This is a genomic window from Streptomyces sp. NPDC059989, assembly GCF_042736975.1.
In the GTDB taxonomy this organism is placed as follows: domain Bacteria; phylum Actinomycetota; class Actinomycetes; order Streptomycetales; family Streptomycetaceae; genus Streptomyces.
Genome location: NZ_JBHWUO010000002.1, coordinates 61493 through 77143 on the forward strand (window position 1 = coordinate 61493; position 15651 = coordinate 77143).

13 protein-coding genes are annotated in these 15651 nt (G+C 72.6%); 5 read left to right on the plus strand and 8 right to left on the minus strand.

The features are described from left to right. Nucleotides 1-52: 52 nt before the first annotated feature. Nucleotides 53-664, minus strand: a complete 612-nt coding sequence (locus ACFWBN_RS02115) for a hypothetical protein (RefSeq protein WP_385169103.1) — start codon at nt 662-664, stop codon at nt 53-55. A gap of 447 nt (nt 665-1111) precedes the next feature. Between ACFWBN_RS02115 and ACFWBN_RS02120 the strand changes: the two genes are divergently transcribed. After that, entirely contained in the window at nt 1112-1939 is an 828-nt protein-coding gene (locus ACFWBN_RS02120; protein ID WP_385169107.1) for a helix-turn-helix domain-containing protein, read from the plus strand. 123 nt (nt 1940-2062) lie between these two features. On the opposite strand, the gene ACFWBN_RS02125 is transcribed toward ACFWBN_RS02120, so the two are convergent. Continuing rightward, nucleotides 2063-3697 (minus strand): serine/threonine-protein kinase, encoded by a 1635-nt coding sequence (locus tag ACFWBN_RS02125; protein ID WP_385169110.1) that lies wholly within the window; start codon nt 3695-3697, stop codon nt 2063-2065. A gap of 95 nt (nt 3698-3792) precedes the next feature. Continuing rightward, nucleotides 3793-4434 carry a 2'-5' RNA ligase family protein gene (locus tag ACFWBN_RS02130; RefSeq protein WP_385169113.1) on the minus strand — a complete coding sequence of 214 codons (642 nt, stop codon included), beginning with the start codon at nt 4432-4434 and terminating at the stop codon, nt 3793-3795. A gap of 160 nt (nt 4435-4594) precedes the next feature. Between ACFWBN_RS02130 and ACFWBN_RS02135 the strand changes: the two genes are divergently transcribed. Both ACFWBN_RS02135 and ACFWBN_RS02140 read left to right on the plus strand, forming a co-directional pair. After that, nucleotides 4595-6988, plus strand: a complete 2394-nt coding sequence (locus ACFWBN_RS02135) for an ATP-binding cassette domain-containing protein (protein WP_385169701.1) — start codon at nt 4595-4597, stop codon at nt 6986-6988. Nucleotides 6989-7100: 112 nt separating this feature from the next. Then, on the plus strand, nt 7101-7811 hold the full coding sequence (locus tag ACFWBN_RS02140; RefSeq protein ID WP_385169115.1) for a hypothetical protein: 711 nt from the start codon (nt 7101-7103) through the stop codon (nt 7809-7811). 4 nt (nt 7812-7815) lie between these two features. Here ACFWBN_RS02140 and ACFWBN_RS02145 read toward each other — a convergent pair whose 3' ends face one another. The 3 genes from ACFWBN_RS02145 to ACFWBN_RS02155 form a co-directional block, all read right to left on the minus strand. After that, a complete protein-coding gene (locus ACFWBN_RS02145) occupies nt 7816-8436 on the minus strand; it encodes a hypothetical protein (protein WP_385169118.1) in 621 nt (206 codons plus the stop codon). Between the two features lie 165 nt (nt 8437-8601). Continuing rightward, nucleotides 8602-9828: a GDSL-type esterase/lipase family protein gene (locus ACFWBN_RS02150; RefSeq protein ID WP_385169121.1), complete on the minus strand. Its 1227-nt coding sequence runs from the start codon at nt 9826-9828 to the stop codon at nt 8602-8604. Further along, entirely contained in the window at nt 9825-10703 is an 879-nt protein-coding gene (locus tag ACFWBN_RS02155; RefSeq protein WP_385169124.1) for a class I SAM-dependent methyltransferase, read from the minus strand. Before ACFWBN_RS02155 ends, ACFWBN_RS02150 begins: the two co-directional genes overlap by 4 nt. 116 nt (nt 10704-10819) lie before the next feature. Here ACFWBN_RS02155 and ACFWBN_RS02160 point away from each other — a divergent pair, with 116 nt between their 5' ends. Further along, a complete protein-coding gene (locus ACFWBN_RS02160) occupies nt 10820-11428 on the plus strand; it encodes a TetR family transcriptional regulator (protein ID WP_385169126.1) in 609 nt (202 codons plus the stop codon). A gap of 69 nt (nt 11429-11497) precedes the next feature. Here the strand turns inward: ACFWBN_RS02160 and ACFWBN_RS02165 are convergent, their stop codons facing one another. Then, the gene (locus ACFWBN_RS02165; protein WP_385169129.1) at nt 11498-12976 is read right to left on the minus strand and encodes a branched-chain amino acid ABC transporter substrate-binding protein; all 1479 of its coding nucleotides are present in this window, start codon (nt 12974-12976) and stop codon (nt 11498-11500) included. 4 nt (nt 12977-12980) lie between these two features. Then, nucleotides 12981-14981, minus strand: coding sequence for a hypothetical protein (locus ACFWBN_RS02170; protein ID WP_385169132.1), 2001 nt, complete (start codon nt 14979-14981; stop codon nt 12981-12983). Nucleotides 14982-15119: 138 nt separating this feature from the next. Between ACFWBN_RS02170 and ACFWBN_RS02175 the strand changes: the two genes are divergently transcribed. Further along, nucleotides 15120-15617 (plus strand): GNAT family N-acetyltransferase, encoded by a 498-nt coding sequence (locus tag ACFWBN_RS02175; RefSeq protein WP_385169135.1) that lies wholly within the window; start codon nt 15120-15122, stop codon nt 15615-15617. The last annotated feature ends 34 nt before the right edge of the window (nt 15618-15651 follow it).

The window sequence follows — 15651 nt, forward strand, 5'->3', positions numbered from 1 at the left end:
GGGCCCGCTCCGCGCTCCCCCGGGCCCCACGGGTGCCCCCGCGGGATCCGCCTCAGCCGCCGCCCGCCCGGTCCCCGTCCCGCCCCACCGGCAGCGGGCCCGCCATCCGGCCCAGCAGGGCCGGGATGCCCCCGGCCTCGCGCAGCATCGCCAGCAGCTCGACGTGGGCCCTCGTGTCCCGTACGACCTCGGAGTCGTCGGGCGCGAGGAAGAACTCGGCTCCGGCCTCGACCCCGAAGTGCCTCGCGAGGGCCTGGAGCGGGGTGTCCGCGAAGTAGGAGGTCTCGACGCCGAACACGGCTGCGAGCTGGACGGTCGACTCCCAGCTCGGCTTGCTCTTCCCCGAGGTCACGTTGTACAGCCACACACGGCTCTTGTCGCACGCCTTGGCCACGTCGTCCCTCTTGAAGGGGTCCCCGGCTGCGGTGGTACGCGTATCGAAGAGGTGCTCCAGGCGGGCGCGGAAGAGCTCGGCGTCGGCCGGACCGTCCTCGGCCGGCTCGCCGGACCGGAGCCGGGCCAGATGGTCCAGGGGCACACCGGTGGCCGCACTGACCTCTTCGCCGGTCTGCGGGCTCCCGCCCCTGCGGTAGATCCGATCGAACAGGAAGTTCAGCCGTGCCGCGATCCGCTGCCCGTACTCATCCCCGGCTGCCCCGCTCATCGATACCTTCCCGCCATGGCCCGCCGCTGCCGCTGGATGCGAGCAGGGTGGCGTCAACTCCCCCTCTTGGTCAATCTCTCAGGGAAGACTCTCCCAGCCCGACATGGGTCGGGCAAGGGCAAACAGGACCAAGATCCGTACGGGCGGTACGGAGTCGGTCGGACCGCGAACGGACCCTGCCCTTCTGACGCCACCTCAAAGCGCATCGTGCTAACTATTGTTGACATAGAAGGCATGGCTGGAGCAAGATCCTGCTGTGCCGCCGAGCCGCCACTGCCTTCGCCACTGCGAGGCAGGAGCGGACCCGGCCGCGTGCGCCGCCACGGTTCCGGCTTCCACGGGGGAGAAGTCGGACCGTGGACAGGCGACCGGATCGGACGATGGCCAGGCGAACGGACATGCCCCCGCGGTGTTCCGGGGGCAGAACCGGACGCTCCAGGAGGAAGCGTGATCACACCCGCCAACCCCGTGCAGCCCGCGCCCGAGCGGAACGGCTCCCAGGCCTACGCGTTCCTCCAGGCCGTCCGCCGGCTCGGCCCCGGCCCGCACCGGTTCCGGGAGATCATCCACCAGACGGGGCTGAGCAAGTCCGAAGCGCACCGGCGCCTTTCCCAGCTGGTCGACGCCGACCTGTGCCGCCGCCCCTGCCACGGCCAGTACGAGCTCCTGTCGCACACCCCCGCGGCCCCCTCGGGCCCGGCCTCCCCGCCGCTGCGGCATCCGGGCACGGCCCTGCCCCGCTCGCCGCTGCTGGAGGCGCTGCTGAACGAGCTCCACGAGCGCACCGGGCATCCCGTACTCCTGCACACCTACGCCCCGTTGAGCGGCGAGCGCCTGTGCGCAGCGGCCATCGGGGCCCACACTCCCCGGGTCCGGCGCGAGCTGGCGTCCGCCCCGGACTCGATCGGCATCCTGCGCCAGGCCCCGCTCGGTGCGGACGCGGCCGGCCTGGCCATGCTGGCCCATCTGTGTCCCGACGACGCGCAGCTCCGGGAGGACCTCCGCCGCGTCCGGCGCGACGGCATGGCCCGCACCTGCTCTCCGCTGCCCGGCTGGTCGCTGGTGGCCGTGCCGCTGCGCCGCCTGCCGGGGGCCTGCGCCGCTCCCGGCGCGGAACCGGCCGTGGTGGGCGCGCTGAGCATCCTGCATCCCGATGCGGCGGCAGGTGCCCGTCCCACCGGGTACGGGCTGCTGCTGCGGGCGGCGGTCGAATCGGCCACCGCCCCCGGATCATGGTCGGGTACCGCGGACCGCGCGCCGGTGCGTGCGGCCTGACGGGCAGCGCGGCGTGACGGGCAGCGCGGCGTGACGGGCAGCGCGGCGTGACGGGCAGCGCGGTGCACACCGTATGACCCGACAGACCCGGGAAACCGGCGGGCGGGGCCGCAGGTTCGGCGTTCAGCGGTTGCGGGTGAGAGCTGCGGGAGCGCCGGCCGACTGGGCCCCCTCCGACTCCAGCGTCAGCCGGTCCGCTTCCGCCATGGTCAGCACGTAGAGGTTGCCCTGGGGGCAGTCGAAGGTGGCCGAGCGGTCGGTCGGGTGGCTGGTCACTGCCGCGAAGACCATCCGGTCGGGGCCGGCCTGCCGCAGTTCGAGCGCTTCCGTGCACCCCAGGTTGCGCCCGGTGGAGACCTCCTTGAGGTCGCTGGCCTGCCGGCCCACGAGCTCCCCCACCACCCCGGCGTGCAGGGTGACGGTGACGGCGAACTCGCCGGTCCTCGCCCGGGTGATGCCGTCCGCGTCGGGCGTCCCGGGCCCGAGGCCGGACCACGTACCGACCCACGCCTCCGGCAGCGACGCCGCGGAGGTCGACGGGGCGGACGGCCGCGGCGTGGAGGCGGCGACGGTGGCCGGCGGCGCGGCCCGGTCACCGTCGCCGCCTCCGGAAAACCGGATCGCGAGCGTGACGGCCACCAGGACGGCGGCACCGGCGGCCGCGCCCATCGCCAGGGGCCGACGGGCAGGCCACCGGACCCCGCTCCCGGTGGAAACGGAGGAGGCCGGCGGAGTGGCGGGAGTCGCGGGCGGGAACGCCGGTGCCATGGGAGCGGGCAGCGGCGGCAACGGCACCCGCGGTGCGGCGTCCGGCGAGGTGGCAGCCACCCCAGGGGCGTGGAGGGGCGGCTGGGGTACGGCCAAGAGCCGCCGGAGTTCGGCCTCCCGGCGGCCGACGTCCGCCGCCAGGGCCGGCGGAACCGACCCGCTCCATTCCTCCTCCTCCGCGGCGCCGAGCCGCGCCAGCACCTCCTCGGCGGTCGGGCGCCGGTCCGGGTCCTTGGCCAGGCACTCCCGCACCAGCGGGAGCAGCGGTTCCGGTACGCCGTCGAGTACCGGCTCGTCGTGCACGATCCGGTACAGGAGGGCCGGCAGATCCAGCTCCTCACCGCCGCCCAGGAAGGGGCCGTGGCCGGTGGCCGCGTACACGAGGACCGCGGCGAGGGAGAACACGTCCGCCGGCGCCGAGGCCACGGTGCCGGTCGCCTGCTCCGGCGCGAGGTAGCCGGGCGTGCCGATGACGGCGCCCGTCCGGGTGTGGCGCGGGTCGCGCACGGCGCGGGCGATGCCGAAGTCGATGAGGAAGGGCCGCTCCGGACCGAGCAGCACGTTCGCCGGCTTGATGTCGCGGTGGACCACCCCCGCCGCCCGTACGGTGACCAGCGCGGCCGACAGCTCCCGGGCCAGGCACCACACGGCCGGCGCCGACAGCGGCCCGTACCGGCGCACCCAGTCGCCCAGCGACGGCGCGGCGATGTACTCCGTCGCCAGCCACTGCGGCAGCTCCCCCGGCGGGCTGAAGTCCACCACCGAGACCGTCCAGGGGCTGCGCACGCGGTCGTTGGTGCGTATCTCCCGGGCGAACCGTTCGGCGAAGTCGGGCTCCAGGCTGAGGTCCCGGTGCACGGTCTTGAGGGCCAGCGGCCGGCCGGATGCCGTCCGGGCCAGGAACACCTCGCCCATTCCGCCTTCGCCGAGCCGGGCCAGCAGGCGGTACCCGCCGATCTCCGCAGGGTCACCGTGCCGCAATGACTCCACCAACGCCCCCCGCCCCCATGCCCCTTGCCGACCCGCGGTGCGCGGACCATCCGGTGGGTCACCCTAAAGGACGAGCCCGGGCGGGAGGGCCGGCCCTACGGCCCCGCTCCGTACGGCGGGTACGCCGGTGAGGTGTCGGAGTCGCGGCGCCACCGCAGTTCGCCCGTTCCCAGGGTGACCGTGACGCGGGGTTCCATCGGCTCCTCACCGCGGCGGGAGAGCAGCACGACCTCGTGGACCTGTGCCGACGTACTGCCCAGGCGGGCTGCGCACTCGGCGGCCAGCCGCCGCGGATCGCGGGTGCGCCCCAGTGACAGGTGCGGTGTGAAGCCCGGGAACCGGCTGCGACAGCCCGGGAACGGTTCGGCCATGGCGGCCTGGAGCGCCGTCCAGGGGGCGGGGCCGGCCGCGGCCGGATCCAGCCACACGGTGGCGTACGCGCGGTGCCGGAAGCTGTGCACTCCGCTGAGGCGGATGCCGAAGGGCTCGATTCCGGCGGCCGCGGCGGCCAGCAGCGGGGCCGCCCGCGCGAAGTCGTCCTCCGGAACGAAGCCGAAGACCAGGTTCACATGGGGTGGCCAGCGGCGGATCTGGGGGTCGTGCTCCGCCCGGATGCCCTGGATGGCAGGCCACAGCCCGGCCGGAGGCAGCCACACGACGGCGGTCCGAGGGGTGGGTGCGACGTCGAGCCGCCCCGGGACGCCTGCTCCGCCACCGGCGGTCGGAGTCACGTTCACAGGACCATGATGCGCTTCGGGCACACAGCGGAGCCGCACCCCTTGCACGAGGTCGCCGAACACGCGCGCCCGTTCGACTCATAGCTGGTTAGATCAAGCCAGGCGACGAGACGGAGGCGGAGGCCGCGAGAGCGGACCCGCGCGACGAGAGGGAGACATGATGGCCAGGGCCACGAGGACGGACACCCAGTCGCCTGCAGCGCGGCACGACGCCGACAGCCACGACCTGATCCGCGTCCACGGCGCCCGCGTGAACAACCTCAAGGACGTCAGCATCGAGATCCCGAAGCGCCGGCTGACGGTCTTCACCGGCGTCTCCGGCTCGGGCAAGAGCTCCCTGGTGTTCGACACGATCGCCGCCGAGTCGCAGCGGCTGATCAACGAAACGTACAGCGCCTTCGTCCAGGGCTTCATGCCGACGCTGGCGCGGCCCGAGGTCGACGTGCTCGAAGGGCTGACGACGGCGATCATCGTGGACCAGCAGCGGATGGGCGCCGACCCCCGCTCCACGGTCGGCACCGCCACCGACGCCAACGCGATGCTGCGCATCCTCTTCAGCCGCCTCGGGAAGCCGCACATCGGCTCCCCCAAGGCGTTCTCCTTCAACGTCGCCTCGATCAGCGGCGCGGGCGCGGTCACCGTGGAACGCGCCGGCCAGACCGTGAAGGAGCGCCGCAGCTTCAGCATCACGGGCGGCATGTGTCCGCGCTGCGAGGGCCGGGGCGCGGTCACCGATCTGGATCCCGCCCAGCTCTACGACGACTCCAAGTCCCTCAACGAGGGCGCGATGACCATCCCCGGCTACAAGGCGGGCGGCTGGAACTACCGGCTGTACAGCGAGTCCGGCTTCTTCGACCCCGACAAGCCGATCCGCAAGTTCACCAAGAAGGAGCTGCAGGACTTCCTCCACCGCGAGCCGACGCGGATGAAGATCGCCGGCATCAACATGACCTACGAGGGCCTGGTGCCCCGGATCCGCAAGTCGATGCTCGCCAAGGACCGGGAGGGCATGCAGCCGCACATCCGGGAGTTCGTGGACCGGGCGGTCACCTTCACCACCTGCCCCGACTGCGACGGCACCCGGCTCAGCGAGGGCGCCCGGTCGTCGAAGATCAAGGACATCAGCATCGCCGACGCCTGCGCGATGCAGATCAGCGACCTGGCCGAGTGGGTCCGCGGCCTGGACGAGCCGTCGGTGGCGCCGCTGCTCGCCACGCTGCGGCACACCCTCGACTCCTTCGTGGAGATCGGGCTGGGCTACCTGTCGCTGGAGCGGCCGGCGGGCACCCTGTCGGGCGGCGAGGCCCAGCGCGTCAAGATGATCCGCCACCTCGGCTCGGCGCTGACCGACACCACGTACGTCTTCGACGAGCCCACCACGGGCCTGCACCCCCATGACATCCAGCGGATGAACGAGCTGCTGCTGCGGCTGCGGGACAAGGGCAACACGGTGCTCGTCGTGGAGCACAAGCCGCAGACGATCGCGATCGCCGACCACGTGGTCGACCTGGGCCCCGGCGCCGGTACGGCGGGCGGCACCGTCTGCTTCGAGGGCACCGTCGAGGGGCTGCGCTCCGGCGACACCATCACCGGCCGCCACCTCGGGGACCGGGCCGCCCTCAGGGAGAAGGTGCGGACCGCCTCCGGCACGCTGGAGATCCGCGGCGCGAGCGCGCACAACCTGCGCGACGTCGACGTCGACATCCCGCTCGGGGTGCTGACCGTCGTCACGGGCGTCGCGGGCTCCGGCAAGAGCTCGCTCGTCCACGGGTCGATCCCTTCCGACCAGGGTGTGGTCTCGGTCGACCAGAGCCCGATCCGCGGCTCCAGGCGGAGCAACCCGGCGACGTACACCGGACTGCTCGACCCGATCCGCAAGGCGTTCGCCAAGGCCAACGGCGTGAAGCCGGCGCTGTTCAGCGCCAACTCCGAGGGCGCCTGCCCCACCTGCAACGGCGCCGGCGTCATCTACACGGACCTGGCGATGATGGCGGGCGTCGCCACCACGTGCGAGGAGTGCGAGGGGAAGCGGTTCGAGGCGTCGGTGCTGGAGTACCACCTCGGCGGCCGCGACATCAGCGAGGTGCTCGCGATGTCGGTGGCCGAGGCCGAGGAGTTCTTCGGCGACGGCGAGGCGCGCACTCCGGCCGCGCACCGCATCCTGGGCCGGCTCGCCGACGTCGGGCTCGGCTACCTCACCCTCGGCCAGCCGCTCACCACGCTGTCCGGCGGCGAGCGGCAGCGGCTCAAGCTGGCCACCCACATGGCCGAGAAGGGCGGGGTCTACGTCCTCGACGAGCCGACCACGGGCCTCCACCTCGCCGACGTCGAGCAGTTGCTCGGCCTGCTCGACCGGCTCGTCGACTCCGGCAAGTCGGTCATCGTCATCGAGCACCACCCGGCGGTGATGGCGCACGCCGACTGGATCATCGACCTCGGCCCGGGCGCGGGCCACGACGGCGGCCGGATCGTCTTCGAGGGCACTCCGGCCGACCTCGTCGCCGCCCGCTCCACCCTCACCGGGGAGCACCTCGCGGACTACGTCGGCGCCTGACCGTAGCGGCGGGCGCGCGGGCCTCCTCCACCAGCGGGTACTCGGTGTCGGAACACGGCAGCGGCACATGTGACCATGGCCCCTCAGCACATCAGCACCTCATGGGGGGACCATGCGCACCCGCACCACCACTGCCACGACCGGCCTCGTAGCCGCGCTCGCGGCACTGTTCGTCCTGGCCGGTTGCACCGCACCGAGCGGGAGCCCGCGGGCGGCCGCGAGCTCCGTGGCTCCGTCCGCGCCGGCGCAGGGCAGTGGTTCCGGGTACGAGGGGCCCCGGCCGCAGGACCAGAACCTGCTGGCGTGGACCGGCGACCCCAATGACGCGGGCCACGTCACCGCCCAGTCCGTCGCCGGGGTCGGGGGGCGGGTCACCCTGGTACGGATCGTCCTGCGCGAGCAGATCACCTGGTCGAACATCTGGCTGGGCCTGGCCGGCATCGACCCGAACGCCCAGCTCGCCAACTGCTACCTCGGCGTGTACGACGCCAACGGCACGCTGGTCGCGGCCACGGCGGACATCTCGCCCCAGCTGATGACCGACGCCATCGCCAAGCCGCTACCGCTCGGCAAGCCGTTCACCGCCGCCCCCGGGACCTACTTCATCGCCCTCCTCCTCAACGGCAATTGGGCCACGAACGCCCTCACGCTGAAGTCCACGGGGGCCGGGATCTCGGTCAATGCCGGTCTGACGCCGCCGAAGCTCCGCTACAGCACCCTCCTGACCGGTCAGACCGCGCTGCCGGCCACCGTGAACCTCGCCGACCAGTCCACCAGCACCATCAACACGGGCTGGGCCAGCCAGTGGTACGGGATCTCCTGAGTCACTAGTAGTGCGTCAGGACGAAGTCGTAGCCCTGCATGCTGTGGCCGCCGCCCCCCGGACACACCCCGTTGGTGGGGTAGCCGTACCAGAAGATCGAGTAGCACTTCTGGCAGAAGCGCCAGTCCCGCTGGCGGGTGGGGGTCGGGGGGATGTCGTGCGGCAGGACGAAGTCGTAGCCCTGCATCCTGTGGCCTCCGCCGGTCGGGCAGATCCCGTTCGTCGGGTAGCCGTACCAGAACATCGAGAAGCACTTGTCACAGAAGCGCCAGTTCCGCTGGGCGGTGGGCGTCTCGGCGACGTTGTACGGCAGGACGAAGTTGTACCCCTGCATGCTGTGGCTGCCGAAGGCGGCACAGACGCCGTCGGTCGGATAGCCGTACCAGAACATGCAGTAGCACTTCTGGCAGAAACGCCAATTGTCCTGCACGGCCTGGGCTCCCCGGGTGCCCTTCTCGGCGGCCGCCGCCGGCGCGGCACCGGCCAGTGCCGCTGTCCCGGCCCCGACCGCCGCGACGCCGAGGACGCCGGCGGTCAGGCCCGCCGCCCGCCCGAGGAAGCCGCGACGGCTGGGGAGGATGATGCCGGACGAGGTGTCTGCCGGCTGCCCGTTCAGTGGATCCATGTCCCATCCCTCTGTTGGATGCGTGTGGATGCGCTCTCAGGCAACAGACGATGTCCCGGACGTCGATTGTCCGCTGTGCAACTCTGCGGACCCGCAGGTCAGCGAACTCGCGCCGATGGACAATCACGTTGTCCGCGGACAACGACCCGCTCGTCGGCCGTGGTTTCAGGCGGTGTCGGCCGCGAACGGGCCGCCGGGGCCGAGGGCCAGGGTGGCGAAGCGTTCCCCGATCAGGCGGTGCGTGGCGGCGTCGGGGTGGAGCCCGTCGGGCAGGGGGAGTTCGGCGTGGTCCGCCTCGCCGTAGAGGTCCCTGCCGTCGAGGTGGTGCAGGTTCGGGTCGTCGGCCGAGCGCTGCCGCACGATGCGGGCCAGTTCCTCCCGGATGACGTTGAGGGTCAGCTTCCCGGCGGCCCGTTCCGCCGGGTCGCCCGCGGCCAGGAACCGGAGCCTTCCCTCTGCGAGACCGGAGAAGTCCGGGGCGCTGGGGCCCGGGGTGTCCTCGTGGATGGGGCAGAGGATGGGCGAGACGACCAGGAGCGGAGTGGTGGGGTGGCCTTCGCGGACGGTGTCCAGGAAGCCGTGTACCGCGGGGCCGAAGGCGCGCAGCCGCATCAGGTCGGTGTTGACGAGGTTGATGCCGATCTTGACGCTGATCAGGTCCGCCGGCCTGTCGCGCAGGGCGCGGGCGGTGAACGGGTCGAGCAGGGCGCTGCCGCTCAGGCCCAGGTTGGTCAGTTCCACGCCGCCGGCCGCGGCGGCCAGCGCGGGCCAGGTGGTGCTGGGGCTCGCGGCGTCGGAGCCGTGGCTGATGGAACTGCCGTGGTGGAGCCACTTCCTGCGGCCCCCGTCGGGAAGGGGTTCGACGGGGGCGTCGGTGCGCAGGGCGACCAGTTGGGTGATCTCGTTGTGCGGCAGCCAGATCTCGACGTCCTTGACGCGGTCGGGGAGGCCGGAGAAGCGTACGGTGCCGACGGGGCCGGGCCGGGTTTCCGCCGAGCCGGTGGTCATGTCCACCATGAGGACGTTGCCGCCGGTCACCCCGCCTTGTCCGGTCAACCGGCCGTCGACGAGCAGGTCGTACACGCCGTCGGGGCGGGGCGGGGCGCCCTGGTAGGCCATCTTGGTGCGCAGGGCGTCCAGTTCGACGGTGGTGGCGCGCGTACGGAACGCCAGCCGTACGCCGGAGGGCTGGGCCTCCGCCATGGCCAACTGCCCGTCGGAGCACTGTGCGCGCGCCCGGGCGGGCAGGCGGTGCGGCAGCACCCCGTGCGCGGTGCGCTCCAGATCCAGGGCGCCGTGCAACAGAGCTGCGGTGATGGGCGTGGTGAGGGGCGGGTTGATCCAGTCCGTCGCCCGGGCCGCGGCGGGAGCGTCGTCTTGACGGTCGTTCATGACTGCATTCTGCCGGTCGGAGGCTCGCAGGCGGCGCCGCGGACTGCGGTGACCAGCCAGGAGCTGCTGCGCAGCCGCACCGCGCCGTCGTTCTCGTACGGGCGCAGCGCCTCGATCAGCGTACGGCGGGCCTCCTGCTGCGCAGCGGGCCCGACGCGGCCCAGCAGGTGGCGGCCGGGGCCGGAGTCGAGCAGGAAGGCCGCCGCGTCCTCGGCGTCCCTCCCCCAGTTCCCGGCGGCTTCCACCCGCTGTGCGCGTGCGTTCTCGAATCCGGCGGCGGCCAGGAGGGCGCGGGTGTGGTCGGGGTCGGTGAGGGAGAACATGCCCGGGGAACCGGGCTCGCCGAAGCCGTCGAGCGGCAGGATGCCGTCCAGTGAGGCCATGGCCCTGAGCCATTCGTTGGCTCCGGGCTCGGCCGCGCAGATGAAGGCGAGGCGGCCGCCGGGGCGCAGGGCCCGGCCGATGTTGGCGAAGGCCGCGGCGGGGTCGGTGAAGAAGGTCATGCCGTAGCGGCTGATGACCGCATCGAAGGATCCGGGTTCGAACGGGTGGACCTGCGCGTCGGCCTGGACGAAGGTCGCACGGGTCACGCCCTCGCGCTCGGCGCTCAGGCGGGCCCGTTCGAGCAGGGGCCCGGAGAGGTCCACCCCTACGGCCCGGCCCCGGTCGGCCCGCCGGGCCGCGAGCCGGGTCGTGCTCCCGGCTCCGCAGCCGATGTCGAGTACGCGGGCGGGCCCGCGCGGGTCGGCGGCGTCGAGCAGTGGCTGGTTGAAGCCGTCGTTGACGGCGTCCCAGCGTTCCTGGCTGCGGGCCCACTGGGCGCCCTCGTAGCCGTTCCATGCCTGCGCCTGGGCGTTGTTGACCAGCTGGTCCATGCGGCACATCCGTCCCCGCCGGGGACGTCGAGCGCCCCCGGCCCTAGTATGGGCAAGTGCCCAAACAGTATGGGCGAACGCCCATACTTGCAATGGGCTTGGCGGAAGGGGCCGTTGTGTCACCTCGTGGAGTGGCGATTCCAGACCTGCGCGAGCGGCTGTTCGCGGCGGCGGAACGGGTGGTGGCCCGCGACGGGGCGGCGGCCTTGACGAGCCGCGCCGTCACCGCGGAGGCGGACTGCGGGAAGGGGGTCCTGCACACGCATTTCGCGGGGCTGGACGAGTTCGTCGCCGAACTGGTCCTGGACCGGTTCGCGCGCAGCGCCCGCCAGGCCGAGGGGCTGGGCGCGCGGGTGGGGCAGGGCAGCGTCGCGGGCAACCTCCAAGAGGTCGCCCTCGCACTGCTGGACTCCCTGCCCCCGGCGGTCGTGGGCCTGGCGATGACCCGCCCCGCCGCCGCCCTCCACGCCCGGGAGGGCCTTCGGTCGGGCGCGCCGGCGTTCGACGCGATCCAGGACTCGTTCGCCGCGTACCTCCGGGCGGAGCAGCGCGACGGCCGGATCGCGCAGGGCGCGGACGCCGCGACGATCGCGCTCGCGCTCGTCGGCACCGTCCACCACCTGCTGATGACGCGCGTGCCCGGAGGGAGCGAGGAGGCGAAGGGGACCACCGAACGGCTGGTCGCCGTCCTCCTCGGCGCCGCGCGGCAGCCGCCGACCGCCTGACGCGCCGCCGGCGCCGCGGGCCGGAGCACGGCGGGCCTCCGGCCGGCGGCGTCCGGCCACAGCACTAGGTCACTGCGCCTCCGGCGGCTTGCCGTCCGCCGCGGACACTTCGACGAACTCCGCGATGCCCTTGGCATTGAGCCGAAGGATCGGAACCGCCTTGTTGCGGGGATTGCCGTTGTTCTGGAAGGAGATGAAACCGCTGGCTCCGGCGACCTGCTGACTGCCGTCCATCTGGTGGAACATCCGCGCCACGGCGTCACCGACGACCTGGCCCTGCCAGCGGGCGGCCATCTGGATGCCGTGGGCCGCGGTGAGGACGGCGTCGTGGCCCATCAGGGCCCCGCCGTCGTCGCGCGGATCGTGCGGGAACCACTGGTCGAGCAGCCCGCCCTGCTGGAAGTTCCGCGCCGACGGGGCGGACACCGACTGCGGCGACGCACGGTACATGTCCGGGTGCGAGAGGCCGGTGTAGAGGACCTCGATCCCCGTCTCGGCGGCGTGGGCCAGCTGCTCGGCGGTCAGGTTGGTGGTGTCGTCCCCGGCGAAGACGGTGAACTTCTGCTCCGGGCAACTGCGGTTGGACAGGGCGTCGAGGAAGTGGGTGAGGTGGCGGCCGCGGCCCGCGAAGTAGACGAGCTGAGGGCGCTGCAGACACAACTGTCCCGGCATGTAGCGCAGTTCGTTCTGCCAGGCGCTGCTGACGGAGGAGTCGTAGGTCATCCGTTCCGCGACCAGCTTGTGCTTCTCGCCCTCCTGGAAGGCCTCCGTGAAGGCCGTGCCGAGGGTGGAGGCGTACAGGTTTCCCTGGGCCACGTCCTGGATGACGACGGCGGTGCCGACGCCCCGCCGTTTGAGGTAGCCGGCGGCCGCGTACGCCTCGTCGACGTTGGTGGGGGCGACCCGTACGAAACCGTTGATGCCCTGGATGTTCGTGGCGGTCATCGTGGCGCCGACCATGGCGATGCCGTTCTCGGACAGCCGCTTTATGGCCGCGAGGTTCTCGTCCGTACTGGGCCCGAGGCCGGTCACCGCGACCAGCCGGTCCGGGGAGTCCTTGCGGGCGATCAGCTCGTCCACGGTGTGCTGCCAGTGCGCCGATCTGCTGCCCGCGTTGGCGATCAGCAGGCGGATCTTGGGCGTGGCGGAGAGGTCGCCGCGATTGTGCCGGTACTGGGCCAGGTAGGCACCCTGGAGTTCGTGCCGGATGCCTTCGGCCGAGTTGCTGTCCTCGGCGGTCAGGGTGAAGGAGGTCATGTACGCGACGCTGACGTAGGGCTCCTTGTCCGCGTTGGCGAGGACGCGCTCGTTCTCCTCGAGGATCTTCTTCCGGACGGCGTCGAGGTGCGGGGCGAAGGAATAGGAGCCGTCGGTGACCCCGACGCACTCGTCGCGCGGGCCCTGTTCGACCACTCCGTCGGCGCATCTGGACTGACGGTCCTGGATCCAGCCGACGCCCAGCCAGACGGCTGCCGCCAGGACGACGGCGGCGGCGGTCGCGAGGGCGACGCGGCGCACGACGTGCAGCGGCCATTCGACTCTGACCACGGGCTCAGCCCTCCCCGCCGACGGTCTGGGGATCGCGCCAGTGGCGGTGCCGTTCCGCCTCGTTGAACAGAGCCACGATGTCGTTCCTCCGCAGTTGTGACAGCTGGGTGAAGCCGTCGGCGATCATGTCGTTGAGTCGCATGGCGGGGTCGGCGAGCGGATCGCTCCACACCCAGCGGGTGGTCACCAGCGTGTGGATCACGGACTCGACGTCCATCACACCGTCGGGTCGGCGCGGGACGAGCCCGGCGAGGAGTTCCAGCGGGCCGCGGTCCGTCGGGAGGCGGTTGGGGGCGGCGGTGATCGCGTCGAACTCGGCGATCCACTGCATGGCCGGGACGGCGCCGAAACGCCGCGTCAGATGGGCGGTGACCTCGTCGGTCCGCCCGAGGGCGAGCAGGTGGTACATCTCCTGCACCTGTTTCCCCTCACCCCGGTAGTACTCGGCGAGGAGTTCGTGCGCGGCGTCCCACGCGTCGGGGCGCCGGGCCAGCCGCCACAGCAGCAGCCGCCGCAGCCACGGATGGAGTACGGGGACGACGGTGAGCGGTCCGGACAGCAGCCAGCGGGAGCGGATCTCGCCGAACAGCGCGTCGCCGGGGCTGAGGAGGCGGGTGCCGACGGAGAAGTCCCGGGCGGCGGCGCATTCGGCGAGGGCGGTGCGCTCGGTCTCGTCGAAGTCGCGCAGGAGGTGGCCCAGCGCGGTGTCGGCGAGCGTAGCGGTGCTCTCGCCGCTGCGCAGGGGCCGGTCGGGGAGGGTGCGCAGCCAGCGGTCCTGCTGCGGGCCCGAGTCCGGCGGCGGCCCGGACTGGCGTAATACGTCGAGCACTTGGTGGACGGCGCGCGGCAGTCCGCCGGTCAGCCGGTGCACGAAGGGGGTGAGGCGGGTCAGCGGGGCCAGGTCGCTGTGGCCGCCGAGCTGGAGCTCTATGCGGATGCGCACCTCGTCCAGGTTGAGGTCGCGCAGGCGCAGCGGGTACCACCAGGTGTCCTCGCTGTCGCGGGTCGGCCGGTGGGTGTTCCAGTCGGCGAGGGAGGCCCGGTCGGGGCCGCGCAGCTGCCAGGGCCAGGAGTCCCCGGTGGCCGGGCCCCAGCGGGGCAGCCAGCGGTTCGAGCTGGCCACGATGGTGAGCGGGTCGCTGTCGAGGCCGGCCACGACCGTGTTGTCGTGCCGGACGCGCACCAGCAGGTCCAGGAAGCGGCGGCCGTACTCGGTGTGGGAGTTGTCGAGGAGCAGCAGGTAGGAGCGGGGCATGAAGCTGCGGGCGGTGTTGCGCCTGAGGTCTTCCAGGAACGCCGAGAAGAGGACCAGGTCGAGGCGCTCCTGCTCGTTCTCGTCGCCCTCGTGGCGCCACAGGTTGAGCTCGACGAGGGCCTCCATGGGATCGCCGCTGCGGATCATGGGGTGCCGTCCGTACCAGTGGGCGCCGGCGGTGAGCCGGCTGCCGAACCTGCCGCCCAGCAGGTTCGGCATGCTGCGGCGGCTGCGGCGCAGGGCGTCCTGGAAGAGGGCGAGGGCGGCGGTGGAGGCGCCTTCGGGCATGCCCACCGCGCCCATGCCGACTTCGAAGAAGGCGGCCAGGTAGTCGCCGTGCCGGGCCTCGTTCTCCTCCTGGAACCGGTCGAGCTGCCGCTGCACCGCGCGCCGGCCCTCGGCGAGGCTGCGCATCCTGAGTTCCTGGTCGGAGGCGAGGAGGCCGAGGCTGAGCAGCGGGAAGTGGGAGCGGCCGTAGCGGGGCAGCTTGCGTTCGAGCTGGCGCGCGAGCAGACCGAGGGCGTAGCGGGGCAGGAGTGACTGTGCTCCCGCGAAGTTGACGAAGGCGAAGGGGTAGTCGGGCCCGAAGTGCTCCATGAGCGCGCTGTGCGCCTCGCTGGCGCCGCTGCCCGGCGGCCCGAGCAGCATGGTCAGGGGCCGCTCGGCCGCGGGGGACTCCTTCAGGGACGCGTCGACCAGGGACAGGATGCCGCTGCGTCCGCGCAGGCCCATGCCTGTACCCGGCTCCATCACGTTTCCCCCCACAGGATGCCGTAAACGAGGACACGAGACTGCCATCCGAAGCGGGTGGCGGCTAGTGGCTTCCGCGCATGGGCTGCTCGATCTCCTGCCGGGCGGCAGGGCGGACTCCGCGGGTAGGGTGCCCGGATGATCGAAATTCGTCGTGCCGAACCGGACGACGGCCGCGCGCTCGGCGAGATCCACGCCGCGGCCTGGGAAGCGGCCTACGCCCCCTTCTTCGACGCGGAGTTCGCCGCGGCCGGCGTCCGGGACCGGCGTACCCGGTGGCACGCGCGGATCACCGACGGCCCGGAGACGATCCTGCTCGCGCTCCTCGAGGGCCGCCCCGCGGCACTGGCCTTCTTCGGCCCGTCCACGGCCCGGCCGGGTCTCGCCGAGATCCACAGCCTCTACGCGCACCCGGACAGCTGGGGCAGCGGAATCGCCGCCGCGCTGATGAGCGAGACGCTGCGGTGCCTGCGCGCCGACGGGTTCACCGGCGCGCACCTCTGGACGCTGCGCGACACCCCCCGGTCCCGCCGCTTCTACACCAAGTCCGGTTTTGCCGAGTGCGGCACCGTGCGCGCCTTCGACTTCGGCGACGGCAACCCCCTCGAACAGGTCGCATACGAGCGGACCTGGTAGCGGCGGCCGGTGCCGCGCGGCGGCCGCCGCCCGG